The following is a 17,340-nucleotide window of genomic DNA, read 5'->3' as shown; positions in this document are numbered from 1 at the left end:
GCGAGTCGTTGTTCGACCCCTCTGCGTGCCGCGAGGTCGCTGCCGATCCCGGGCCCTAGATTCACGCCCATGACCCGTGTGCACGCATTCGCCGAAGACGCCCTCGCCGAGCTCGACGCCGTCGGCCTCCACGATGCCTACCGCGACGGGCTCTCGGTGGCCGACGTCGTCGAGGCGGCGATCGCGCGTGCCGACGCGGTCGACGAGAAGCTCGGCGCCATCGCCCACCGCGCCTTCGACCGGGCCCGCGAGGAGGCCGCCCACCCACGCGGCGGGTTCTTCTCCGGGGTCCCGACGTTCCTCAAGGACAACGTCGACGTGGCCGGCATGCCCACCCAGCACGGCACCGACGCCTTCGTCGCCCGACCGGCGAGTGCCGACGGCGACTTCGCCCGCATGTACCTCGCCACCGGTCTGCTGCCGCTGGGCAAGACGCGGCTGAGCGAGTTCGGCTTCAGTGGCGCTGTGGACCACCTGCGTCAGGGGCCGGTGCGCTCGCCCTGGCACCTCGACCACTACGCCGGCGCCTCGTCGGCCGGCTCCGCCGCCCTCGTCGCGGCCGGTGTCGTACCTCTCGCCCACGCCAACGACGGGGGCGGCTCCATCCGCATCCCGGCCTCCGTCAACGGGCTCGTCGGCCTCAAGCCCACCCGAGGGCGGCTGGCCCAGGACGCCATGATGCGCGAGATGCCGGTGCGGATCGTGAGCGACGGCGTGGTCAGCAGGAGCGTGCGAGACACGGCGGCGTTCTACCGCGAGGCCGAGAAGGTCTGGCGGAACCCGCGCCTGGCCCCGGTCGGCGACATCACCCGGCCCGGCCGGGCCCGGCTCAGGATCGCGCTGGTCACCCAGGGCGTGGGGCGTGACTCGACCCCGGAGGTGCGGGAGCTCACCCTCAAGACCGGCGCGCTGCTGGAGTCGCTCGGGCACAGGGTCGAGGAGATCGACAACCCGGTCCCCGGGTTCTTCGCCGACCACTTCGTCCTCTACTGGTCGATGCTCGCCCTCGCGATCACCGCGCGCGGCCGCAAGGACTTCGGACCCACCTGGGATCCCGGCAAGCTCGACAACCTCACCGTCGGGCTGTCCCGCCACTGCCGTCGCAACCTCCACAAGCTCCCGCTGGCGATGGCCACGCTGGCGAGCAGCAAGCATCTCGCGGCCCGCCACCACCAGCAGTACGACGTCACCCTGACGCCGACCCTGGCCACCGAGACGCCCCTCGTCGGACACCTCAGGCCCGACCAGGACTACGACCAGATCATGGACCGGCTGATGGACTGGGTGGCCTTCACGCCGCTCGCCAACGCCACCGGTGAGCCCGCGATCTCGCTGCCGCTGGCGACCACCGCACAGGGCCTTCCCCAAGGCATGATGCTCAACGCCGGGCGCGGTCGCGAGGCTCGGCTGCTCGAGCTCGCCTACGAGCTGGAGCAGGCCGTTCCCTGGCAGCAGATCCACGTGGACTGAGGCCTGCGAAGCCCTTGCGCAGTCCGATTTCTCACCGGAGCGACCGCGCGTGTATGGTTGCGCGGCGTTGCCCCTTTAGCTCAGTCGGCAGAGCGTCTCCATGGTAAGGAGAAGGTCTACGGTTCGATTCCGTAAAGGGGCTCTGGGTTCGATCACTCCGTATGCTGGGGTGGCCTGTTCCCGGCGGCGGGGTAGCTCAGGTGGTTAGAGCACACGGCTCATAATCGTGGTGTCGCGGGTTCGAGTCCCGCCCCCGCTACCGCTGCTCCAGATCACCACAACCTCAGCAACTCGACGAAGGACTTCCCGTGGCCAGCAAGAGCTCTGACGTTCGCCCCAAGATCACGCTTGCGTGCGTGGACTGCAAGGAGCGCAACTACATCACCAAGAAGAACCGTCGCAACGACCCCGACCGCATCGAGCTGGCGAAGTTCTGCCCGCGCTGCCGCAAGCACACGGCGCACAAGGAAACCCGCTGACGCTTCTTCACCGACCGTTGCGACCCGCCAGGACTCCTGGCGGGTCGCGGTGATTTAGTCTCGTCGGCATGCCTGTCGACCCCTCGCTGCTGGAGCGCGACCGTCCGGCCACCGCGCCCACGACGGTGACCGAGGAGGGGGTCCGGGCGTTCGCCGCGGCGATCGGGTCGTCGTACGACGGCACCGTGCCGCCCACCTGGCCGATCACGCTCGCCTTCGACGCGATGATGGCCTTCCTCGAGGACGAGCAGATCGACCTGCACCGCATCGTCCACGGGGAGCAGCGGTTCACCTACGAGCGGCCGATCGTCGTCGGAGACGTGCTGACCGCGCGCCTGCGCGTCGTGGGGCTGCGGCAGATCGGCGGCGCCGACATCATCGGGACCACCTCGGAGATCCGCGACGCAGACGACGAGCTGGTGTGCCTGGGGCGCGCGACCCTGGTCCACGGGGGAGGAGCCTGATGACGCCCGGAGACGTCCTGGCGCCCCAGGTGTTCGCCGTCACCCGTGCCGACCTCGTCCGTTACGCAGAGGCCAGCGGCGACCACAACCCCATCCACCAGGACGACGACGTCGCTCGAAGCGTCGGCCTGCCCGGCGTGATCGCCCACGGCATGTACACGTTGGCGCTGGTCGGCCGTGCCGTCGCCGGGTGGACCGGCGGGGCGGAGGTGGTCGAGCTCGGCGCCAAGTTCATCGCCCCGGTCGTGGTGCCGGCCGAGGGTGCGGCCGAGGTGGTGGTGTCGGGGACCGTCAAGTCGGCCGGCGAGAGCCTCGTGACGCTGGCGCTCGAGGTGCGCTGCGGCGACGCGAAGGTGCTCGGCATGCCCAAGGCGGTCGTGCGTGCCTGAGCTGTTGCGCGACCACACCAGCCTGCGGCTCGGTGGACCGGCGCGCGAGTGGGTCCGCGCGACCACGGAGGCAGGGCTGGTCGAGGCGGTGCGCGAGGCGGACGCCGCCGGCACGCCCGTGCTGCTCCTCAGCGGGGGGTCCAACCTCGTCGTCGCGGACGAGGGCTTCGACGGGCGGGTCGTCGAGGTGGCGACCAGCGGGGTGCACGTCGACACCGATGCGTGCGAGGCCGACACCCTGGCCGCCTGTGGCGGCGTCGTCCTCACGGTGGCGGCCGGCGAGGGCTGGGACGCCCTCGTCGACCGGGCGGTGGCCTCGGGGTGGGCCGGTGTCGAGGCGCTCTCGGGCATCCCGGGCGCAGTGGGGTCCACTCCCATCCAGAACGTCGGTGCCTACGGCCAGGAGGTCGCCCAGACGATCGCCCGCGTCCGCACCTGGGACCGTGTGGCAGGAGCTCAGCGCACCTTCGCGGCGGCCGAGTGCGGGTTCTCCTACCGCGGCTCGCGCTTCAAGGCCGACCCGGCAAGGTACGTCGTCCTCGAGGTCACCTTCCAGCTCCGCCAGGGCACCATGTCGGAGCCGGTGGCCTATGCCGAGCTCGCGCGCGCCCTCGAGGTCGGTCCCGGTGAGCGTGCGCCGCTGGCGGCGGTGCGCGAGAGCGTGCTGCAGCTGCGCTCGCGCAAGGGGATGGTGCTCGACGACGCCGACCACGACACCTGGAGCGCCGGGTCCTTCTTCACCAACCCGATCCTCGAGCCGGGCCAGTCGACCGCCCTGCCCGCGGAGGCCCCACGGTGGGAGCAGGGCGACGGCCGGGTGAAGACCAGCGCCGCCTGGCTCATCGAGCGGGCCGGCTTCACCAAGGGCCACACCAGCCCGTCGGCCGGCCCTCGTGTCTCGCTCTCGACCAAGCACACGCTCGCCCTGACCAACCGGGGCGGCGCGACCACGGCTGAGCTGCTCACCCTGGCGCGCGAGGTGCGCGACGGCGTGGAGGACGCGTTCGGGGTGCGGCTCGTCAACGAGCCGGTGACGGTCGGCTGCTCGCTCTGACGTCTGAGGACGTGGTGGACGGATCCACGGCCCCTTTCCGTCCAGGGTGTCCTCAGATGTCAGGCGACGGGAGCGGCCAGCCAGGCGTCGATGTCGGCGAGCGCGGCCGCCTTGACGCCCGCAGGGGCGCGTGACGCCTCGAAGGACATCCGGGCCAGCCGAGCGAGGTCGCTGTCCGTCAGGTCGTGGGCGGCCCGCATCGTGGCGTACTGCCCGGCCAGCCGCGACCCGAACAGCAGCGGGTCGTCCGCACCCAGGGCGACCGTGGCGCCGGCCGTGAGCAGCTCGGGCAGCGGCACCGACGTCAGGTCGGAGTAGACGCCGAGAGCCACGTTGGAGACCGGACACACCTCGAGCGCGATGCCGGCCTGCACGACGCGGTCGAGCAGGTCGGGGTCCTCGGCGCAGCGCACCCCATGGCCGAGCCGTTGGGGGCCGAGGGCGTCGAGGACCTGGCGGATGTGGTCCGGCCCACGCAGCTCACCGGCGTGGGGTGCGAGGAGCAGCCCGGCGCGCTCGGCGATGCGGAAGGCTCCCGCGAAGTCGTCGGTGCTGCCCCGCCTCTCGTCGTTGGAGAGCCCGAACCCCACCACGCCACGCCCGGCGTACTGCGAGGCGAGCCGGGCCAGGGTGCGGGCGTCGAGGGGGTGGCGGGTGCGGTTGGCCGCGATCACCACGGCGATGCCGAGGCCGGTCCGCCGGGTGGCGTCGCGGACGCAGTCGAGCACCAGGTCGGTGAAGGCGGTGATGCCGCCGAAGCGCGCGGCGTAGCCGCTGGGGTCCACCTGGATCTCCATCCACCTGCCGCCGTCGGCCACGTCGTCCTCGGCTGCCTCGAGCACCAGGCGTCGTACGTCGTCAGGGGTGCGCAGCACCGAGCGCGCTACGTCGTAGAGGCGCTGGAAGCGGAACCAGCCCTTCTCGTCGGCGGCGCTCAGCTCGGGGGGCCAGTCGGTGACGAGGGAGTCCGGCAGGGAGATCCCGTCACGAGCCGCCAGGTCGAGGAGCGTGCCGTGGCGCATGGAGCCGGTGAAGTGCAGGTGCAGGTGGGCCTTGGGGAGCCCGACGATCTCCCGGTGACCCATGTCGGTCACTGTAAGGGGCAGCAGCGGGTCGGCTCGCGTGGGTGACCTCGGTTCGACGCGGTCTCGGTGGGCCACGTATGCTCTTCGTCTGGTGGTCCAGCCACATGCTTCGGCCTGCCCCGGCATCGGGGATCCTCAGTGTGTGTCGCCCACCGAAGGGCACTAGCTCAACTGGCAGAGCATCGGTCTCCAAAACCGAAGGTTGGGGGTTCAAGTCCCTCGTGCCCTGCAAGACAGCACCAGATCAAGAATTCCTGTTCCAGGAGAGGTGACAGACCGTGTCGGACGGCAGCGCAGTGCGCGACCCGCAGCGTGACTCGCGAGACGAGGGACGCAAGCGGGCCAGCCCGGCCACGTTCCTGCGCCAGGTCATCGCCGAGCTGCGGAAGGTCGTCTGGCCCACCCAGCAGCAGCTGGTGACCTACTTCTTCGTGGTCCTGGTCTTCGTGATCGTGGTGATGAGCTTCGTCGCGGCGCTCGACCTGGCGTTCTTCCGCCTCGTCTACTGGACGTTCACAGGTGGCAGCCAGCAGTGACCGACCAGCCCGCAGAGACCCAGCCCGCAGCAGCCGAGACCGCTGACGCGGCGGCAGCCCACGACGTGACGGAGCAAGACGTGCCCGAGAGCTTTGACCCCGACCAGCCCGACCAGGTCGAGGTCTCCACGGAGGCGCCCGAGTCGGAGGCCGACGCGCCTGAGGCGCCCGAGGCTGGCGCGCCCGAGGCGGCGGAGAGCGACGAGGCAGGAGCTGCCGGCGACGCCGACCAGGCCCCGACCGAGGAGTCCGTCGAGGACGAGCCCGTCGAGGACGACCCGCTCGAGCAGTTCCGGCGCGAGCTCTACGCCAAGCCGGGCGACTGGTTCGTCGTGCACACCTACTCCGGCATGGAGAAGCGGGTCAAGCACAACCTCGAGAACCGCATCGTCTCCCTCAACATGGAGGACTACATCCACGAGATCGTGGTCCCGACCGAGGAAGTCGCCGAGATCAAGAACGGCCAGCGCAAGATGGTCACGCGCACCGTCCTGCCGGGCTACGTCCTGGTGCGCATGGACCTGACCGACGAGTCCTGGTCGACCGTGCGTCACACGCCCTCTGTCACCGGCTTCGTCGGTCACAGCCACCAGCCGGTGCCGCTGAGCATGCGCGAGGTCGAGGACATGCTCGCCCCGGCCGTCGTGGCCGAGTCCGAGGCAGCGGCCGCGTCCAGCGAGAAGGGGTCGAGCACGACCCCGCGCAAGCAGGTCGAGGTCGCCGACTTCGAGGTCTCCGACTCCGTGATGGTCGTGGACGGCCCGTTCGCCACGCTCCACGCGACGATCACCGAGATCAACGCCGAGTCCCAGCGGGTCAAGGCCCTGGTCGAGATCTTCGGCCGCGAGACCCCGGTCGAGCTCTCGTTCTCCCAGATCCAGCGCGTCTGACCCCAGCGCGTCCGCGGCCCAGCGAATTGGCGCCGCACGGGCCCTCGGCCCACAATTGCCTGAGCAACACCCGTGGCAGGGGGCGACCGCCCTCGTCATGACCACATGAGAACAGGAAGAGGAACATGCCTCCCAAGAAGAAGATTGCTGCCCTGGTCAAGGTGCAGCTGCAGGCTGGCGCAGCAACTCCGGCTCCTCCGGTGGGTACCGCCCTGGGTCCCCACGGTGTGAACATCATGGACTTCTGCAAGGCCTACAACGCGCAGACCGAGTCGATGCGCGGCAACGTGATCCCGGTCGAGATCACCATCTACGAGGACCGGTCCTTCGACTTCATCACGAAGACGCCTCCGGCTGCCGAGCTGATCAAGAAGGCCGCAGGCCTGCAGAAGGGCTCCGGCGTCCCGCACAAGGACAAGGTCGGCAAGCTGACCAAGGACCAGGTGCGCGAGATCGCGCAGACCAAGCTCCCCGACCTCAACGCCAACAGCGTCGAGGCCGCCATGAAGATCGTCGAGGGCACCGCCCGCTCGATGGGCGTCACGACCGACTGAACCCGTGGGAGGGCCGCGCTGGCCCGCTGACCACGTCCTTTCCAGCAGAGAAGAGAAAGCTCATGCAGCGCAGCAAGACCTACCGCGCGGCGGCGGAGACGTTCGACCAGAACGAGCTCCACGCCCCGCTCACGGCGATCAAGATCGCCAAGTCCAGCAGCAAGAAGAAGTTCGACGAGACCGTGGACGTCGTCATGCGTCTCGGCGTCGACCCCCGCAAGGCCGACCAGATGGTGCGCGGCACCGTCAACCTGCCCCACGGCACCGGCAAGACCGCCCGCGTGCTCGTGTTCGCCAACGCCGAGAAGGCCGAGGCCGCCCGTGAGGCCGGCGCCGACTTCGTCGGTGGCGACGAGCTGATCGAGAAGGTCAACGGTGGCTGGCTCGACTTCGACGCCGTCGTCGCGACCCCCGACATGATGGGCAAGGTCGGTCGCCTGGGTCGCGTCCTGGGTCCGCGGTCCCTGATGCCGAACCCCAAGACCGGCACCGTCACCCCTGACGTCGCGAAGGCGGTCACCGACATCAAGGGCGGGAAGATCGAGTTCCGCGTCGACCGCCACTCCAACCTGCACTTCATCATCGGCAAGGCCTCCTTCTCCGAGGCTGCGCTCGCGGAGAACTACGCCGCGGCGCTCGAGGAGGTGCTCCGGCTCAAGCCGGCCAGCTCCAAGGGTCGCTACATCAAGAAGGTCACCGTCTCCACGACGATGGGCCCGGGGGTCCAGGTCGACCCCAACCGCACCAAGAACGTCACCTCCGAGGACGAGGGCCAGCAGGACTGACCCCCGCCTCCCCGGCAACCAGGATCCGGTCCCCCCGCTCGGCGGGGCGGCCGGATCCTGCGCATCTGGTGGACTTCTCAGGTTGCGCTTGGCCGAGTGTGGTTTCGTGTGGCCTGCGTCGGGGAGGAACGCCGGGGCACACACCACTCGTGAAGGAGCACAACACATGCGCGTGAGGACCCTGTCCCGTCGGCTCGGCTCGACGGCCCTCGTCATCGCGTTGGGACTGAGCGTGGCCGCCTGCGGCTCCGACGGATCCGACGACAACACCCCGGACGGCTCGGACGAGACGAGCCAGACCGACACCGGCGAGGAGGCCGAGGGCGAGGAGCTCTCCGAGCTGGCCGCAGCAGACTTCTACCCGGCGGTGACCGCTGCGCTCAAGGACGCGGAGACGTTCAAGTACACCGCGACCAGCACCGCGGCCGGGGCCGAGTCGACGATGACGGGCGAGGCCCGATACACCGACTCCGGCGTCGAGATGCGGGCCACCAGCGACGGCGCCCAGGCGATGGAGATGGTCATGCTCGACCAGGTCGTCTACATGAAGAGCCCCGACATGGGCATGGGCGACAAGTGGCTCAAGATCGACCTCAAGACCGCCGGTGACTCGCTCTTCGGAATGCTCGCCAAGGCCACCGACCCCGAGGCGATGTTCAAGGCCATGGAGGCTCCGAAGAAGGTCGAGCTCCTCGGCCAGGAGGAGATCGACGGAGTCGAGACCAACCACTACCGGGTCACGATCGACCCCACGAACTACATGGAGGCCATGGGCTTCCCCGCCGAGATGGCCACCTACATGCCCAAGGAGCTCGTGACGGACATGTGGGTCGACGGCGACAACCTGCCGCGCAAGTACGCCCAGGACGTCTCGACTCCCGCCGCCGGCGGACAGCCTGCCTCGAAGTCGAGCACCGAGGGCTTCTACACCGACTTCGGCACCGACGTCGAGATCGAGGCCCCGCCGGCCAGCGAGGTCACCGACCAGATCCCCGGCATGCCGGGCGCCGCCTGAGTCGTCGTACGCCGCTCCTCACCGTGGACGAACGACGGGCCGCTCCCCGAGGGGGAGCGGCCCGTCGCGTGCATCACGGGGTCACTCGCGGAAGACCCGCTCGTCGAGGAGCTGCTCCTTGACGGGCTCGCCCTCGGGCAGGAAGCGCCCTTGGTCGAAGCGGGTCCTGAACTGCAGCACCACGCTGTCCTTGCCGAAGCGGTTCTTCTCCACGCTGAGGACGGCCCACTCGCGGAAGCGCTCGCTGTTGCCGAGGTCGTAGGTCAGGTGGTGGCGGGCGACGATGTCGAACTTGTTGTTGAGCACCAGCACGATGTCGGCCTCGTAGGCCAGCGAGCTCGAGCCTCGCAGGTGGTTGGTGCGCATGCGCTTGCCCGTCTGCAGCGCTGCCTTGTCGGCGGCTGCGATCGCCAGGATCGGCGCGTTGAGGTCGATGGCGAGGTCCTTGAGGCCTTCCACCACGTGGGTCGTGCGCTCGTCCTCGTCGCCGCCGGCGGGGACCCTGACCTTCTGGAGGTAGTCCACGACGACGAAGGGCGTGGCGCCGGTGAGCTCCCGCACAGCCTGGATGGCGGCCTGGATGGCGCCGAGGTCGGTGCGCGTGCCGGTGGAGCGGTGCAGGAAGAGCAGCTCGGAGTACTGGGCGATGCGCTGGAGGGCGGCGACGCCGGAGGGCACCGACTCGAGGCGGCGCTCCAGGGAGCTCACCCACAGGTCGTCGAACGCCGAGCGGATGGCGGTCAGCCTGACCTGGTCGGACTCGTCCAGCTCGCCGGACTCCATGGCCAGCAGCTTCTGGGTGAGGTCCTCGGGGTCGTGCTCGTAGGAGAAGTAGACGACGGGGCGGCCCGAGGCGGCGACGTTGCGCGCGATCTGGAGCGCGAAGGTGGACTTGCCGAGGCCCTGAGGGCCGGCGAGCAGGATCAGCGAGCCACCTCGCATGCCTCCACCGATGGCGGGGTCGAGGCCGCCGAACCCGGTCTTCCACACTCGGCCGGCTGCATTGCGTCCTGAGATCATGCGTTCGTCACTGCGCGCGATGGCGGCGCCGACGGTCGTGAGTTGTTGGTCCACGGCCCTATCGAACCAGTTGACGACCGATTCAGGAGCGTTTCCCTGATTGCCGATTTGTGGCCGAGGTGCCCCCCGCGTAGAGTCCTCTCCTGAAACCAGAGACCGCCGGTGGTCACGGGCTCATTGCCCACGACCGAAGGTTCCTCCAGCAGGACGGCCAGCGCAGGTGGGAAGAGCTAGCGGCTTCGCCGCACCAAAGCCCTGAACCCTGTGCTCCTGAGCCAGAAGTTCAGGGCTTTCGCCGTTGTGGGGGCCAGCCGGTGGTCGACCCCGGAAGGAGACCCATGGCGCGGCCAGAGAAGACTGCCGCCGTAGCGGAGATCGTTGAGTCCTTCAACGAGTCCGCCGGCGCTGTGCTGACCGAGTACCGCGGGCTCACCGTCAAGGAGCTGCAGGACCTGCGCCGCTCCCTCGGCGAGAACGCAACCTACGCCGTGGTCAAGAACACGCTGGCCAAGCTTGCGGCCAACGAGGTCGGCATCGACGGCTTCGACGACCTGCTGACCGGCCCCACCGCCATCGCTTTCATCAGCGGTGACGTCGTGGAAGCCGCCAAGGGTCTGCGTGACTTTGCCAAGGCAAACCCCGCCCTCGTCATCAAGGGCGGCGTCCTGGACGGCAACACCCTCGACGCGTCCGAGGTGGCCAAGCTGGCCGACCTCGAGTCGCGCGAGGTGCTCATGGGCAAGCTGGCCGGCGCAATGCTGGCCTCGCTCTCCCAGGCCGTCTACCTGCTCAACGCCCCCCTCTCCCAGGCTGCCCGGCTCGCCGGCGCCCTGGAGGCCAAGGCGCAGCAGGACCCCTCGATCCTCGCAGGTGGTGCTTCCCAGGAAGACAGCACTGGGCCGGCCGCTGCCGAGGAGACGAAGGTCGTCGACGAGGCGCCTGCAGCGGAGGAGGCCCCCGAGGCACCCGCCGCCGAGGCGTCCGAGGAGACGACCGAGTCCACCGACGCCTGAGCCCAGGCCGACGTACACCACCTGAAACCCGGCGCCCTGCACCTCGCGGGTGCGCCACACACGGAAGGAAACGCCAACCATGGCGAAGCTCAGCACCGACGAGCTCCTTGAGGCCTTCAAGGAGATGACCCTGATCGAGCTCTCCGAGTTCGTGAAGCAGTTCGAGGACACCTTCGGCGTCACCGCCGCCGCGCCGGTCGCCGCTGCGGCCCCTGCTGCCGCCGGTGGCGCTCCCGCCGCGGGCGACGAGGCTGCTGCCCAGGACGAGTTCGACGTCGTCCTCGAGGCCGCTGGTGACAAGAAGATCAACGTCATCAAGGAGGTGCGCGCCCTGACCTCCCTCGGCCTGAAGGAGGCCAAGGACCTGGTCGAGGCCGCTCCCAAGGCCATCCTCGAGAAGGTCGACAAGGCTGCGGCCGACAAGGCGAAGGAAGCCCTCGAGGGCGCCGGCGCCACCGTCTCGGTCAAGTGATCTGACGCCAAGGGCGGTCACTCCACTCGGAGTGGCCGCCCTTTGGCGTGCCTCGGCCCGCACGGGCCTGCCTCGTCCCTGCCCCGCCCCACCGCTGCCCCATCCCGTGGACAGTGCGCTGACGTCGATCCTCCCCACCGCGTAACCTCACCGCAGTCCGCGCGTTGAACCAACCGGGTCGTGCGCTGAACAGGGAGAACCGGACCGATGTCCACGCGGTCGGGTAGGGAAGGGGCAAGAACGCCATGGGCGTCGAGATCGAGGTCAACAACCTCACCAAGTCATTCGGCAAGCAGCTGATCTGGGGTGACGTCAGCCTGACGGTGCCGGCAGGTGAGATCTGCGTGATGCTGGGCCCGTCGGGGACGGGCAAGTCGGTCTTCCTGAAGACCCTCATCGGCCTGCTCAAGCCCGACCAGGGCTCGATCATCATCGAGGGCACCGACATCGCCAGCTGTTCGGAGAAGGACCTCTACGAGATCCGCAAGCTGTTCGGTGTCCTCTTCCAGGACGGCGCGATGTTCGGGTCGATGAACCTCTACGACAACGTCGCCTTCCCGCTGCGCGAGCACACCAAGAAGACCGAGTCGCAGGTTCGCGACATCGTCATGGAGAAGATGGACCTCGTCGGTCTCATCGGAGCCGAGGACAAGCTGCCGGGAGAGATCTCGGGCGGCATGCGCAAGCGGGCCGGCCTGGCGCGGGCGCTGGTGCTCGATCCGGAGATCGTCCTCTTCGACGAGCCCGACTCGGGTCTCGACCCGGTCCGCACCGCCTTCCTGAACCAGCTGATCGTCGACCTCAACGCCCAGATCGAGGCGACGTTCCTGATCGTCACCCACGACATCAACACCGCGCGCACGGTGCCCGACAACATCGGCCTGCTCTACCACAAGCACCTGGCCATGTTCGGGCCCCGCGAGCAGCTGCTCAGCTCCGAGGAGCCGGTGGTGCGCCAGTTCCTCAACGCCCAGCGCGTCGGGCCCATCGGCATGTCCGAGGAGAAGGACGCCGACGAGCTCGAGGCCGAGAAGGACCAGGAGCTGCCCCCGCTGCCCCCGATCCCGCTGCAGCTCGACCCGTCCAACGGCATCCCGCGCCGCGGGCAGCGCCCCGCCGGCGAGTGGTGCCGTGAGCACGGCGTGACGCCGCCCCCGGGCTCGTTCGAGTCCGCCAACGCCGGTCTGGCACCGGGGGTCTAGCTGGCCGTGGCCACCACCGTCACCTCCCGAGCCCTCGCGCCGATCGGGGTCGCAGGCAATCTCTTCGCCTTCGCCCTCGACGTCGCCCGGGGACTGTTCAGGCGCCCCTTCCAGCTCCGGGAGTTCCTGCAGCAGTCGTGGTTCATCGCCTCGGTGACGATCATCCCCACGGCGTTGGTGGCCATCCCCTTCGGGGCCGTGATCGCGCTGCAGGTCGGCGGGCTCATCAAGCAGTTCGGTGCGCAGTCGTTCACCGGCTCGGCGTCGGTGCTGGCCGTGATCCAGCAGGCTGCACCGATCGGAACGGCGCTGCTCATCGCAGGTGCCGGGGGGTCCGCGATCGCCGCCGACCTCGGTGCTCGCAAGATCCGCGAGGAGCTCGACGCCATGATGGTGCTGGGGATCGACCCCATCCAGCGCCTGGTGGTGCCGCGGGTGCTGGCCTGCATGCTCGTCGCGTTCTTCCTCAACGGGCTGGTCAGCGTGGTCGGCGTGGTCGGTGGCTACGTGTTCAACGTGGTGCTCCAGGACGGCACGCCGGGCGCCTACCTGGCGAGCTTCACCGCCCTCGCGCAGCTTCCCGACCTGTGGGTGGGACTCATCAAGGCGCTGGTCTTCGGGCTCATCGCCGCGATCGTGGCGTCCTACAAGGGGATGAACGCCGCAGGCGGGCCCAAGGGCGTGGGGGACGCCGTCAACGAGTCCGTCGTCATCACGTTCCTGCTCCTGTTCGTGGCCAACTTCGTCCTCAGCATGATCTACCTCCAAGTCGTGCCGCCGAAGACGGGGTGAGCCGGTGTCCATGAAGAGCATCTACGAGAAGCCGCTCGCCTCCCTCGACACACTGGGGGAGCAGCTCGCCTTCCACCTGGGCGTGCTGAAGGCCGCTCCGCGCTCCATCTCCCGCTACCCGCGCGAGATCATGCGGATCCTGGCCGAGGTGACGCTCGGCTCGGGCGCGCTCGCGGTCATCGGCGGGACGGTCGGCGTGATCATCGGGATGACCTTCTTCACCGGTGCCCAGGTGGGGCTCTCGGGCTATGCCGCCCTCAACCAGCTGGGCACTGCCGCGTTCTCGGGCTTCGTCTCGGCCTACTTCAACACCCGCGAGATCGCGCCGCTCGTCGCGGGCATCGCCCTCGCCGCGACGGTCGGTTGCGGCTTCACCGCGCAGCTCGGCGCGATGCGGATCTCCGAGGAGGTCGACGCCCTCGAGGTGATGGCGATCCCCTCGATGCCCTTCCTCGTCGCGACCCGGGTCATCGGCGGGCTCATCGCGATCATCCCGCTGTACGTCGTCGGCCTGCTGTCGTCGTACTTCGCGAGCAGGCTGGTGGTCACCCAGATCTACGGCCAGTCCACCGGGACCTACGACCACTACTTCAATGCGTTCCTGCCCGCCGAGGACGTGCTGTGGTCCTTCGGCAAGGTGCTGGTCTTCGCCGTCACCGTGATCCTCATCCACTGCTACCACGGCTACACCGCGAGCGGCGGTCCTGCGGGCGTGGGTCTCGCGGTGGGTCGGGCGGTCCGCACGAGCATCGTGGCGATCAACGTGATCGACCTCTTCCTGTCCATGGCGATCTGGGGCGCGGCGACGACCGTGCGGCTGGCGGGGTGAGCGCGTGCCCAAGTCGGTGACCAACAAGCTGCTCGGAACCCTCTTCCTCGCCCTGATCGTCGCGGGGGCCGGACTGTCCTACGGCGTCTTCACCCACCAGTTCAGCACCTACGACGAGGTCACGCTGCGCGCCTCGAAGATCGGCCTGCAGCTCCCTGCCCGGGCCGACGTGAAGATCCGGGGAGTCATCGTCGGCGAGGTCATCGAGGTCGAGCCCACCGCTGACGGCGCCGAGCTGACCCTCGGGCTCTACGAGGACCGGACGACCGCGATCCCGGCCGAGGTGACCGCCTCCATCGTCCCCAAGACGTTGTTCGGCGAGAAGTACGTCGCCCTGGTCGTGCCCGAGGGCGGCTCCGCGCGGACGATCCGGGCCGGGGACACCATCGAGCGGACCGAGCTGTCCATCGAGGTCGAGCAGGTGCTCAGCGACCTCTACCCCCTGCTCCGGGCGGTCCAGCCCGCAGACCTCAACATGACCCTCAACGCCATCGCCACCGCACTGGAGGGGAGGGGCGAGCAGCTGGGAGCCAGCCTCGAGACGCTCGACGGCTACCTCCGCAAGTTCAACCCCGAGCTGCCCGCGCTGGTCGAGGACCTGCGCCTGGCGTCGCGTGTGTCCGACACCTACTCCGACGTCCTCCCCGAGGTGGCCTCGATCCTGCGCGACACGATCCGGACGACCACGACCCTGGAAGGTCGCGAGGAGCGCCTCAAGGCGCTGTTCAACGACGTGACGAGGTTCGCCGACGTCGCCGAGGGGTTCACCCGGGCCAACGGCGACAACATCGTGCGCCTCGGCGAGCTGGGAGCAGCCCAGCTCGAGGTCTTCGCCAAGTACTCCCCGGAGTACCCCTGCCTCCTCGAGGGCATCGTGCAGGCCGGCAAGCTGCAGGCCGAGGTCTTCCGCGGGTTCACCCTGCACATCGTCCTGGAGATGTTGCCCAACCAGCCGCGCGGCTACGGGCCGGCAGACACCCCGGTCTACGGCGACAAGCGGGGCCCCTACTGCGGCCAGCTGCCTGCCCCCTCCTACAGCCAGAGCAACCCCGCCCCCGTCCCGGACTTCGCCGACGGGGTCGAGACCCCCACGGGCAAGGGGACCCAGCGCGTCGCGCCCAGCTGGTCGGCGCGGAGCTGGTCGGGTTCGGGAGCCGGCTACGCCGGCGGGTCCGAGGAGGCCGCCCTCCTCAAGTCGCTGCTCGCACCCGGCCTCGGCCTCACGCGCTCCGAGGTGCCCGACCTCGGGGTCCTCCTGGTCGGCCCGATGGCCCGGGGCGCGGAGGTGTCGCTGCGATGAGCGTGCTCGACAAGCGCACGACCGCTGACCTGGTCAAGCTCCTGGTGTTCATCCTGGTGACCACCCTGGCCACAGGCGTCCTCGTGGTCACGATCGGCAACCTCGGCTTCGGCGAGACGCGCAGCTACCGCGCCGAGTTCTCCGACGCCACGGGCGTGGTCGACGGCGACGACATCCGGGTCGCCGGGGTCAAGGTGGGCGTCGTCGACGACATCGAGATCGTCGACCGCACACGCGCCCTGGTGACGTTCAGCGTCGACAAGGACGTCCAGGTCAACGGCGGCACCTTCGCCTCCATCCGCTACCGCAACCTCATCGGACAGCGCTACATCTCCCTCACCCAGCAGGTCGGTGACCTCGAGAGGCTGCCCGAGGACGGCACCATTCCGCTCGCGCGCACCCAGCCGGCGCTCGACCTCACGGTGCTGTTCAACGGCTTCAAGCCGTTGTTCCAGGCACTCTCGCCCGACGACATCAACCAGCTCTCCTACGAGCTGATCCAGGTGTTCCAGGGTGAGAGCGGCACGCTCGAGGGGCTCCTCGGCCACACCGCCTCGGTGACCAACACCCTGGCCGACCGCGACCAGGTCCTGGGCGAGCTCATCGACAACCTGTCCCTCGTCCTGGACCACGTGGCCGACCGGGACGAGCAGCTCACCCGGCTGATCACGTCCTTCCGCACACTCGTCTCGGGCCTGAAGAAGGACCGCAACGCGATCCTGGGCTCCCTCGAGGACGTCTCCGCGCTGTCGGTGGAGACGGCCTCGCTGATCGACGGCATCCGCGAGCCCTTCGTCAAGGACATCGCCGAGCTTCGCAAGGTCGCGGGCTCGGTCGATGCCAACAAGGCAGAGCTCGACCGGGCCCTGCAGGTCCTGCCGATCAAGCTGAACAAGATCGGCCGCACCGCGATCTACGGCTCGTTCTTCAACTTCTACCTCTGCGAGTTCCAGGGACGGGTCACCCTCCCCGGCGGTCGTGCCATCCCCGTCAGCTACCAGACCGGATCCGACAGGTGTGATCTCGGATGAAGCCGTTCCGTGAGCGCAATCCCGTGGTCGTGGGTGCCATCAGCCTGGTCACCCTGGCCATGGTCGTGATGATGGCGCTGCGCGCCGACGACCTGCCCGTGATCGGAGGGGGCGACACCTACCACGCGATGTTCTCCGAGGCAGGTGGCCTCAAGGCCAACGACGAGGTGCGCATCGCCGGGGTCCGCGTGGGCAAGGTCGACGAGATCGCGCTCGAGGGCGACCAGGTCAAGGTCTCGTTCAAGGTGGAGGACGAGGCGGCGTTCGGGCCAGACTCGCGGGCGGCGATCCGCGTCAAGACGATCCTCGGGTCGATGTTCCTCGCGATCGACCCGGCCGGTGCCGGCCAGCTCGAGGAGGGCGGGACTATCCCAGCCGACCGCACCTCCTCGCCCTACGACGTCGTGGAGGCCTTCGAGGGGCTGGCCTCCACCTCCGAGGACATCGACACCGACCAGCTCGCCACGTCCCTGACGACCCTGGCCGACCTGTCGCGCAACACTCCCGAGGAGTTCCGCGGTGCGCTGCAGGGTCTCAGCAGGCTCTCGGCCAACGTGGCCGAGAAGGACGAGGAGATCAACCTCCTGCTGACCAACCTCGAGCGTGTCTCGCGGGTGCTCGACGAGCGCGACGAGGACATCGTCGCGCTCATGCGCGACAGCGACGTCCTGTTCCGAGCGCTCGTCGCGCGACGCCAGGCCGTGCACGACCTGCTGGTCTCCAGCACCACCCTGTCCAAGGAGCTGACGAAGCTCGTGCGTCAGTCGCGTGCCGACCTCAAGCCGGCCCTCGCCCACCTAGAGAACGTCGTGGCCGTTCTCAACAAGAACGAGGACAACCTCGACAGCAGCCTCCGGCTGATGGCGCCGTTCTACCGCGTCTTCGCCAACACGCTGGGCACCGGGCCGTGGTTCGACACGTGGATCTCCAACTTCCCCCCAGTTCCGCAGGTGGGCTGAC

The 17,340-nt window shown here is 69.1% G+C and carries 20 protein-coding genes and 3 tRNA genes; 21 read left to right on the top strand and 2 right to left on the bottom strand.

Annotated elements, in window-relative coordinates:
* The first annotated feature begins 69 nt into the window (after positions 1–69).
* From EXE58_RS04890 to EXE58_RS04860, 7 genes are all read left to right on the top strand, one after another.
* Positions 70–1,470, top strand: coding sequence for an amidase (locus EXE58_RS04890; protein WP_135266834.1), 1,401 nt, complete (start codon positions 70–72; stop codon positions 1,468–1,470).
* 69 nt (positions 1,471–1,539) lie between these two features.
* Positions 1,540–1,612 (top strand) — tRNA-Thr (locus EXE58_RS04885).
* A gap of 43 nt (positions 1,613–1,655) precedes the next feature.
* Positions 1,656–1,729: transfer RNA gene (locus tag EXE58_RS04880), tRNA-Met, on the top strand.
* A 49-nt stretch (positions 1,730–1,778) separates the two neighbouring features.
* The gene (rpmG, locus tag EXE58_RS04875) at positions 1,779–1,949 is read left to right on the top strand and encodes a 50S ribosomal protein L33 (protein ID WP_135266833.1); all 171 of its coding nucleotides are present in this window, start codon (positions 1,779–1,781) and stop codon (positions 1,947–1,949) included.
* Between the two features lie 68 nt (positions 1,950–2,017).
* Entirely contained in the window at positions 2,018–2,413 is a 396-nt protein-coding gene (locus tag EXE58_RS04870) for an FAS1-like dehydratase domain-containing protein (protein ID WP_135266832.1), read from the top strand.
* Positions 2,413–2,802, top strand: coding sequence for a MaoC/PaaZ C-terminal domain-containing protein (locus tag EXE58_RS04865; protein WP_135266831.1), 390 nt, complete (start codon positions 2,413–2,415; stop codon positions 2,800–2,802). Before EXE58_RS04870 ends, EXE58_RS04865 begins: the two co-directional genes overlap by 1 nt.
* Positions 2,795–3,856, top strand: coding sequence for a UDP-N-acetylmuramate dehydrogenase (locus EXE58_RS04860; protein ID WP_135266830.1), 1,062 nt, complete (start codon positions 2,795–2,797; stop codon positions 3,854–3,856). The genes EXE58_RS04865 and EXE58_RS04860 overlap by 8 nt, the downstream gene beginning before the upstream one ends.
* A gap of 59 nt (positions 3,857–3,915) precedes the next feature.
* On the opposite strand, the gene EXE58_RS04855 is transcribed toward EXE58_RS04860, so the two are convergent.
* Entirely contained in the window at positions 3,916–4,941 is a 1,026-nt protein-coding gene (locus EXE58_RS04855; protein WP_135266829.1) for an adenosine deaminase, read from the bottom strand.
* 156 nt (positions 4,942–5,097) lie between these two features.
* On the opposite strand from EXE58_RS04855, the gene EXE58_RS04850 reads away from it, so the two are divergent.
* The 6 genes from EXE58_RS04850 (at position 5,098) to EXE58_RS04825 (ending at position 8,721) form a co-directional block, all read left to right on the top strand.
* Positions 5,098–5,170 (top strand) — tRNA-Trp (locus EXE58_RS04850).
* Positions 5,171–5,219: 49 nt separating this feature from the next.
* Entirely contained in the window at positions 5,220–5,477 is a 258-nt protein-coding gene (secE, locus tag EXE58_RS04845; protein WP_135266828.1) for a preprotein translocase subunit SecE, read from the top strand.
* Entirely contained in the window at positions 5,474–6,367 is an 894-nt protein-coding gene (nusG, locus tag EXE58_RS04840; RefSeq protein ID WP_244242427.1) for a transcription termination/antitermination protein NusG, read from the top strand. Before secE ends, nusG begins: the two co-directional genes overlap by 4 nt.
* A 125-nt stretch (positions 6,368–6,492) precedes the next feature.
* Entirely contained in the window at positions 6,493–6,921 is a 429-nt protein-coding gene (rplK, locus tag EXE58_RS04835; protein ID WP_135266827.1) for a 50S ribosomal protein L11, read from the top strand.
* 62 nt (positions 6,922–6,983) lie between these two features.
* Entirely contained in the window at positions 6,984–7,706 is a 723-nt protein-coding gene (gene rplA / locus EXE58_RS04830; RefSeq protein WP_135266826.1) for a 50S ribosomal protein L1, read from the top strand.
* A gap of 166 nt (positions 7,707–7,872) precedes the next feature.
* Entirely contained in the window at positions 7,873–8,721 is an 849-nt protein-coding gene (locus EXE58_RS04825; RefSeq protein WP_135266825.1) for an SCO4651 family lipoprotein, read from the top strand.
* An 81-nt stretch (positions 8,722–8,802) separates the two neighbouring features.
* On the opposite strand, the gene EXE58_RS04820 is transcribed toward EXE58_RS04825, so the two are convergent.
* Positions 8,803–9,795 carry a DnaB-like helicase C-terminal domain-containing protein gene (locus tag EXE58_RS04820; protein ID WP_135266824.1) on the bottom strand — a complete coding sequence of 331 codons (993 nt, stop codon included), beginning with the start codon at positions 9,793–9,795 and terminating at the stop codon, positions 8,803–8,805.
* A gap of 284 nt (positions 9,796–10,079) precedes the next feature.
* Between EXE58_RS04820 and rplJ the strand changes: the two genes are divergently transcribed.
* The 8 genes from rplJ (at position 10,080) to EXE58_RS04780 (ending at position 17,339) form a co-directional block, all read left to right on the top strand.
* The gene (rplJ, locus tag EXE58_RS04815; protein ID WP_135266823.1) at positions 10,080–10,754 is read left to right on the top strand and encodes a 50S ribosomal protein L10; all 675 of its coding nucleotides are present in this window, start codon (positions 10,080–10,082) and stop codon (positions 10,752–10,754) included.
* A gap of 79 nt (positions 10,755–10,833) precedes the next feature.
* Positions 10,834–11,226, top strand: a complete 393-nt coding sequence (gene rplL / locus EXE58_RS04810) for a 50S ribosomal protein L7/L12 (RefSeq protein WP_135266822.1) — start codon at positions 10,834–10,836, stop codon at positions 11,224–11,226.
* 245 nt (positions 11,227–11,471) lie between these two features.
* Positions 11,472–12,428 (top strand): ABC transporter ATP-binding protein, encoded by a 957-nt coding sequence (locus EXE58_RS04805; protein WP_135266821.1) that lies wholly within the window; start codon positions 11,472–11,474, stop codon positions 12,426–12,428.
* 6 nt (positions 12,429–12,434) lie between these two features.
* On the top strand, positions 12,435–13,220 hold the full coding sequence (locus EXE58_RS04800; RefSeq protein WP_135266820.1) for an MlaE family ABC transporter permease: 786 nt from the start codon (positions 12,435–12,437) through the stop codon (positions 13,218–13,220).
* A 10-nt stretch (positions 13,221–13,230) separates the two neighbouring features.
* Positions 13,231–14,049, top strand: coding sequence for an MlaE family ABC transporter permease (locus tag EXE58_RS04795; RefSeq protein WP_135266819.1), 819 nt, complete (start codon positions 13,231–13,233; stop codon positions 14,047–14,049).
* A 4-nt stretch (positions 14,050–14,053) separates the two neighbouring features.
* Entirely contained in the window at positions 14,054–15,349 is a 1,296-nt protein-coding gene (locus EXE58_RS04790; protein ID WP_135266818.1) for an MCE family protein, read from the top strand.
* Positions 15,346–16,380 carry an MCE family protein gene (locus EXE58_RS04785; protein WP_135266817.1) on the top strand — a complete coding sequence of 345 codons (1,035 nt, stop codon included), beginning with the start codon at positions 15,346–15,348 and terminating at the stop codon, positions 16,378–16,380. Before EXE58_RS04790 ends, EXE58_RS04785 begins: the two co-directional genes overlap by 4 nt.
* Positions 16,377–17,339: an MCE family protein gene (locus EXE58_RS04780; RefSeq protein WP_135266816.1), complete on the top strand. Its 963-nt coding sequence runs from the start codon at positions 16,377–16,379 to the stop codon at positions 17,337–17,339. Before EXE58_RS04785 ends, EXE58_RS04780 begins: the two co-directional genes overlap by 4 nt.
* The last annotated feature ends 1 nt before the right edge of the window (position 17,340 follow it).

Origin of the sequence: Nocardioides seonyuensis, assembly GCF_004683965.1 — a bacterium.
GTDB classification, from domain to species: domain Bacteria; phylum Actinomycetota; class Actinomycetes; order Propionibacteriales; family Nocardioidaceae; genus Nocardioides; species Nocardioides seonyuensis.
This window is presented reverse-complemented; position numbering and strand designations above follow the sequence as displayed.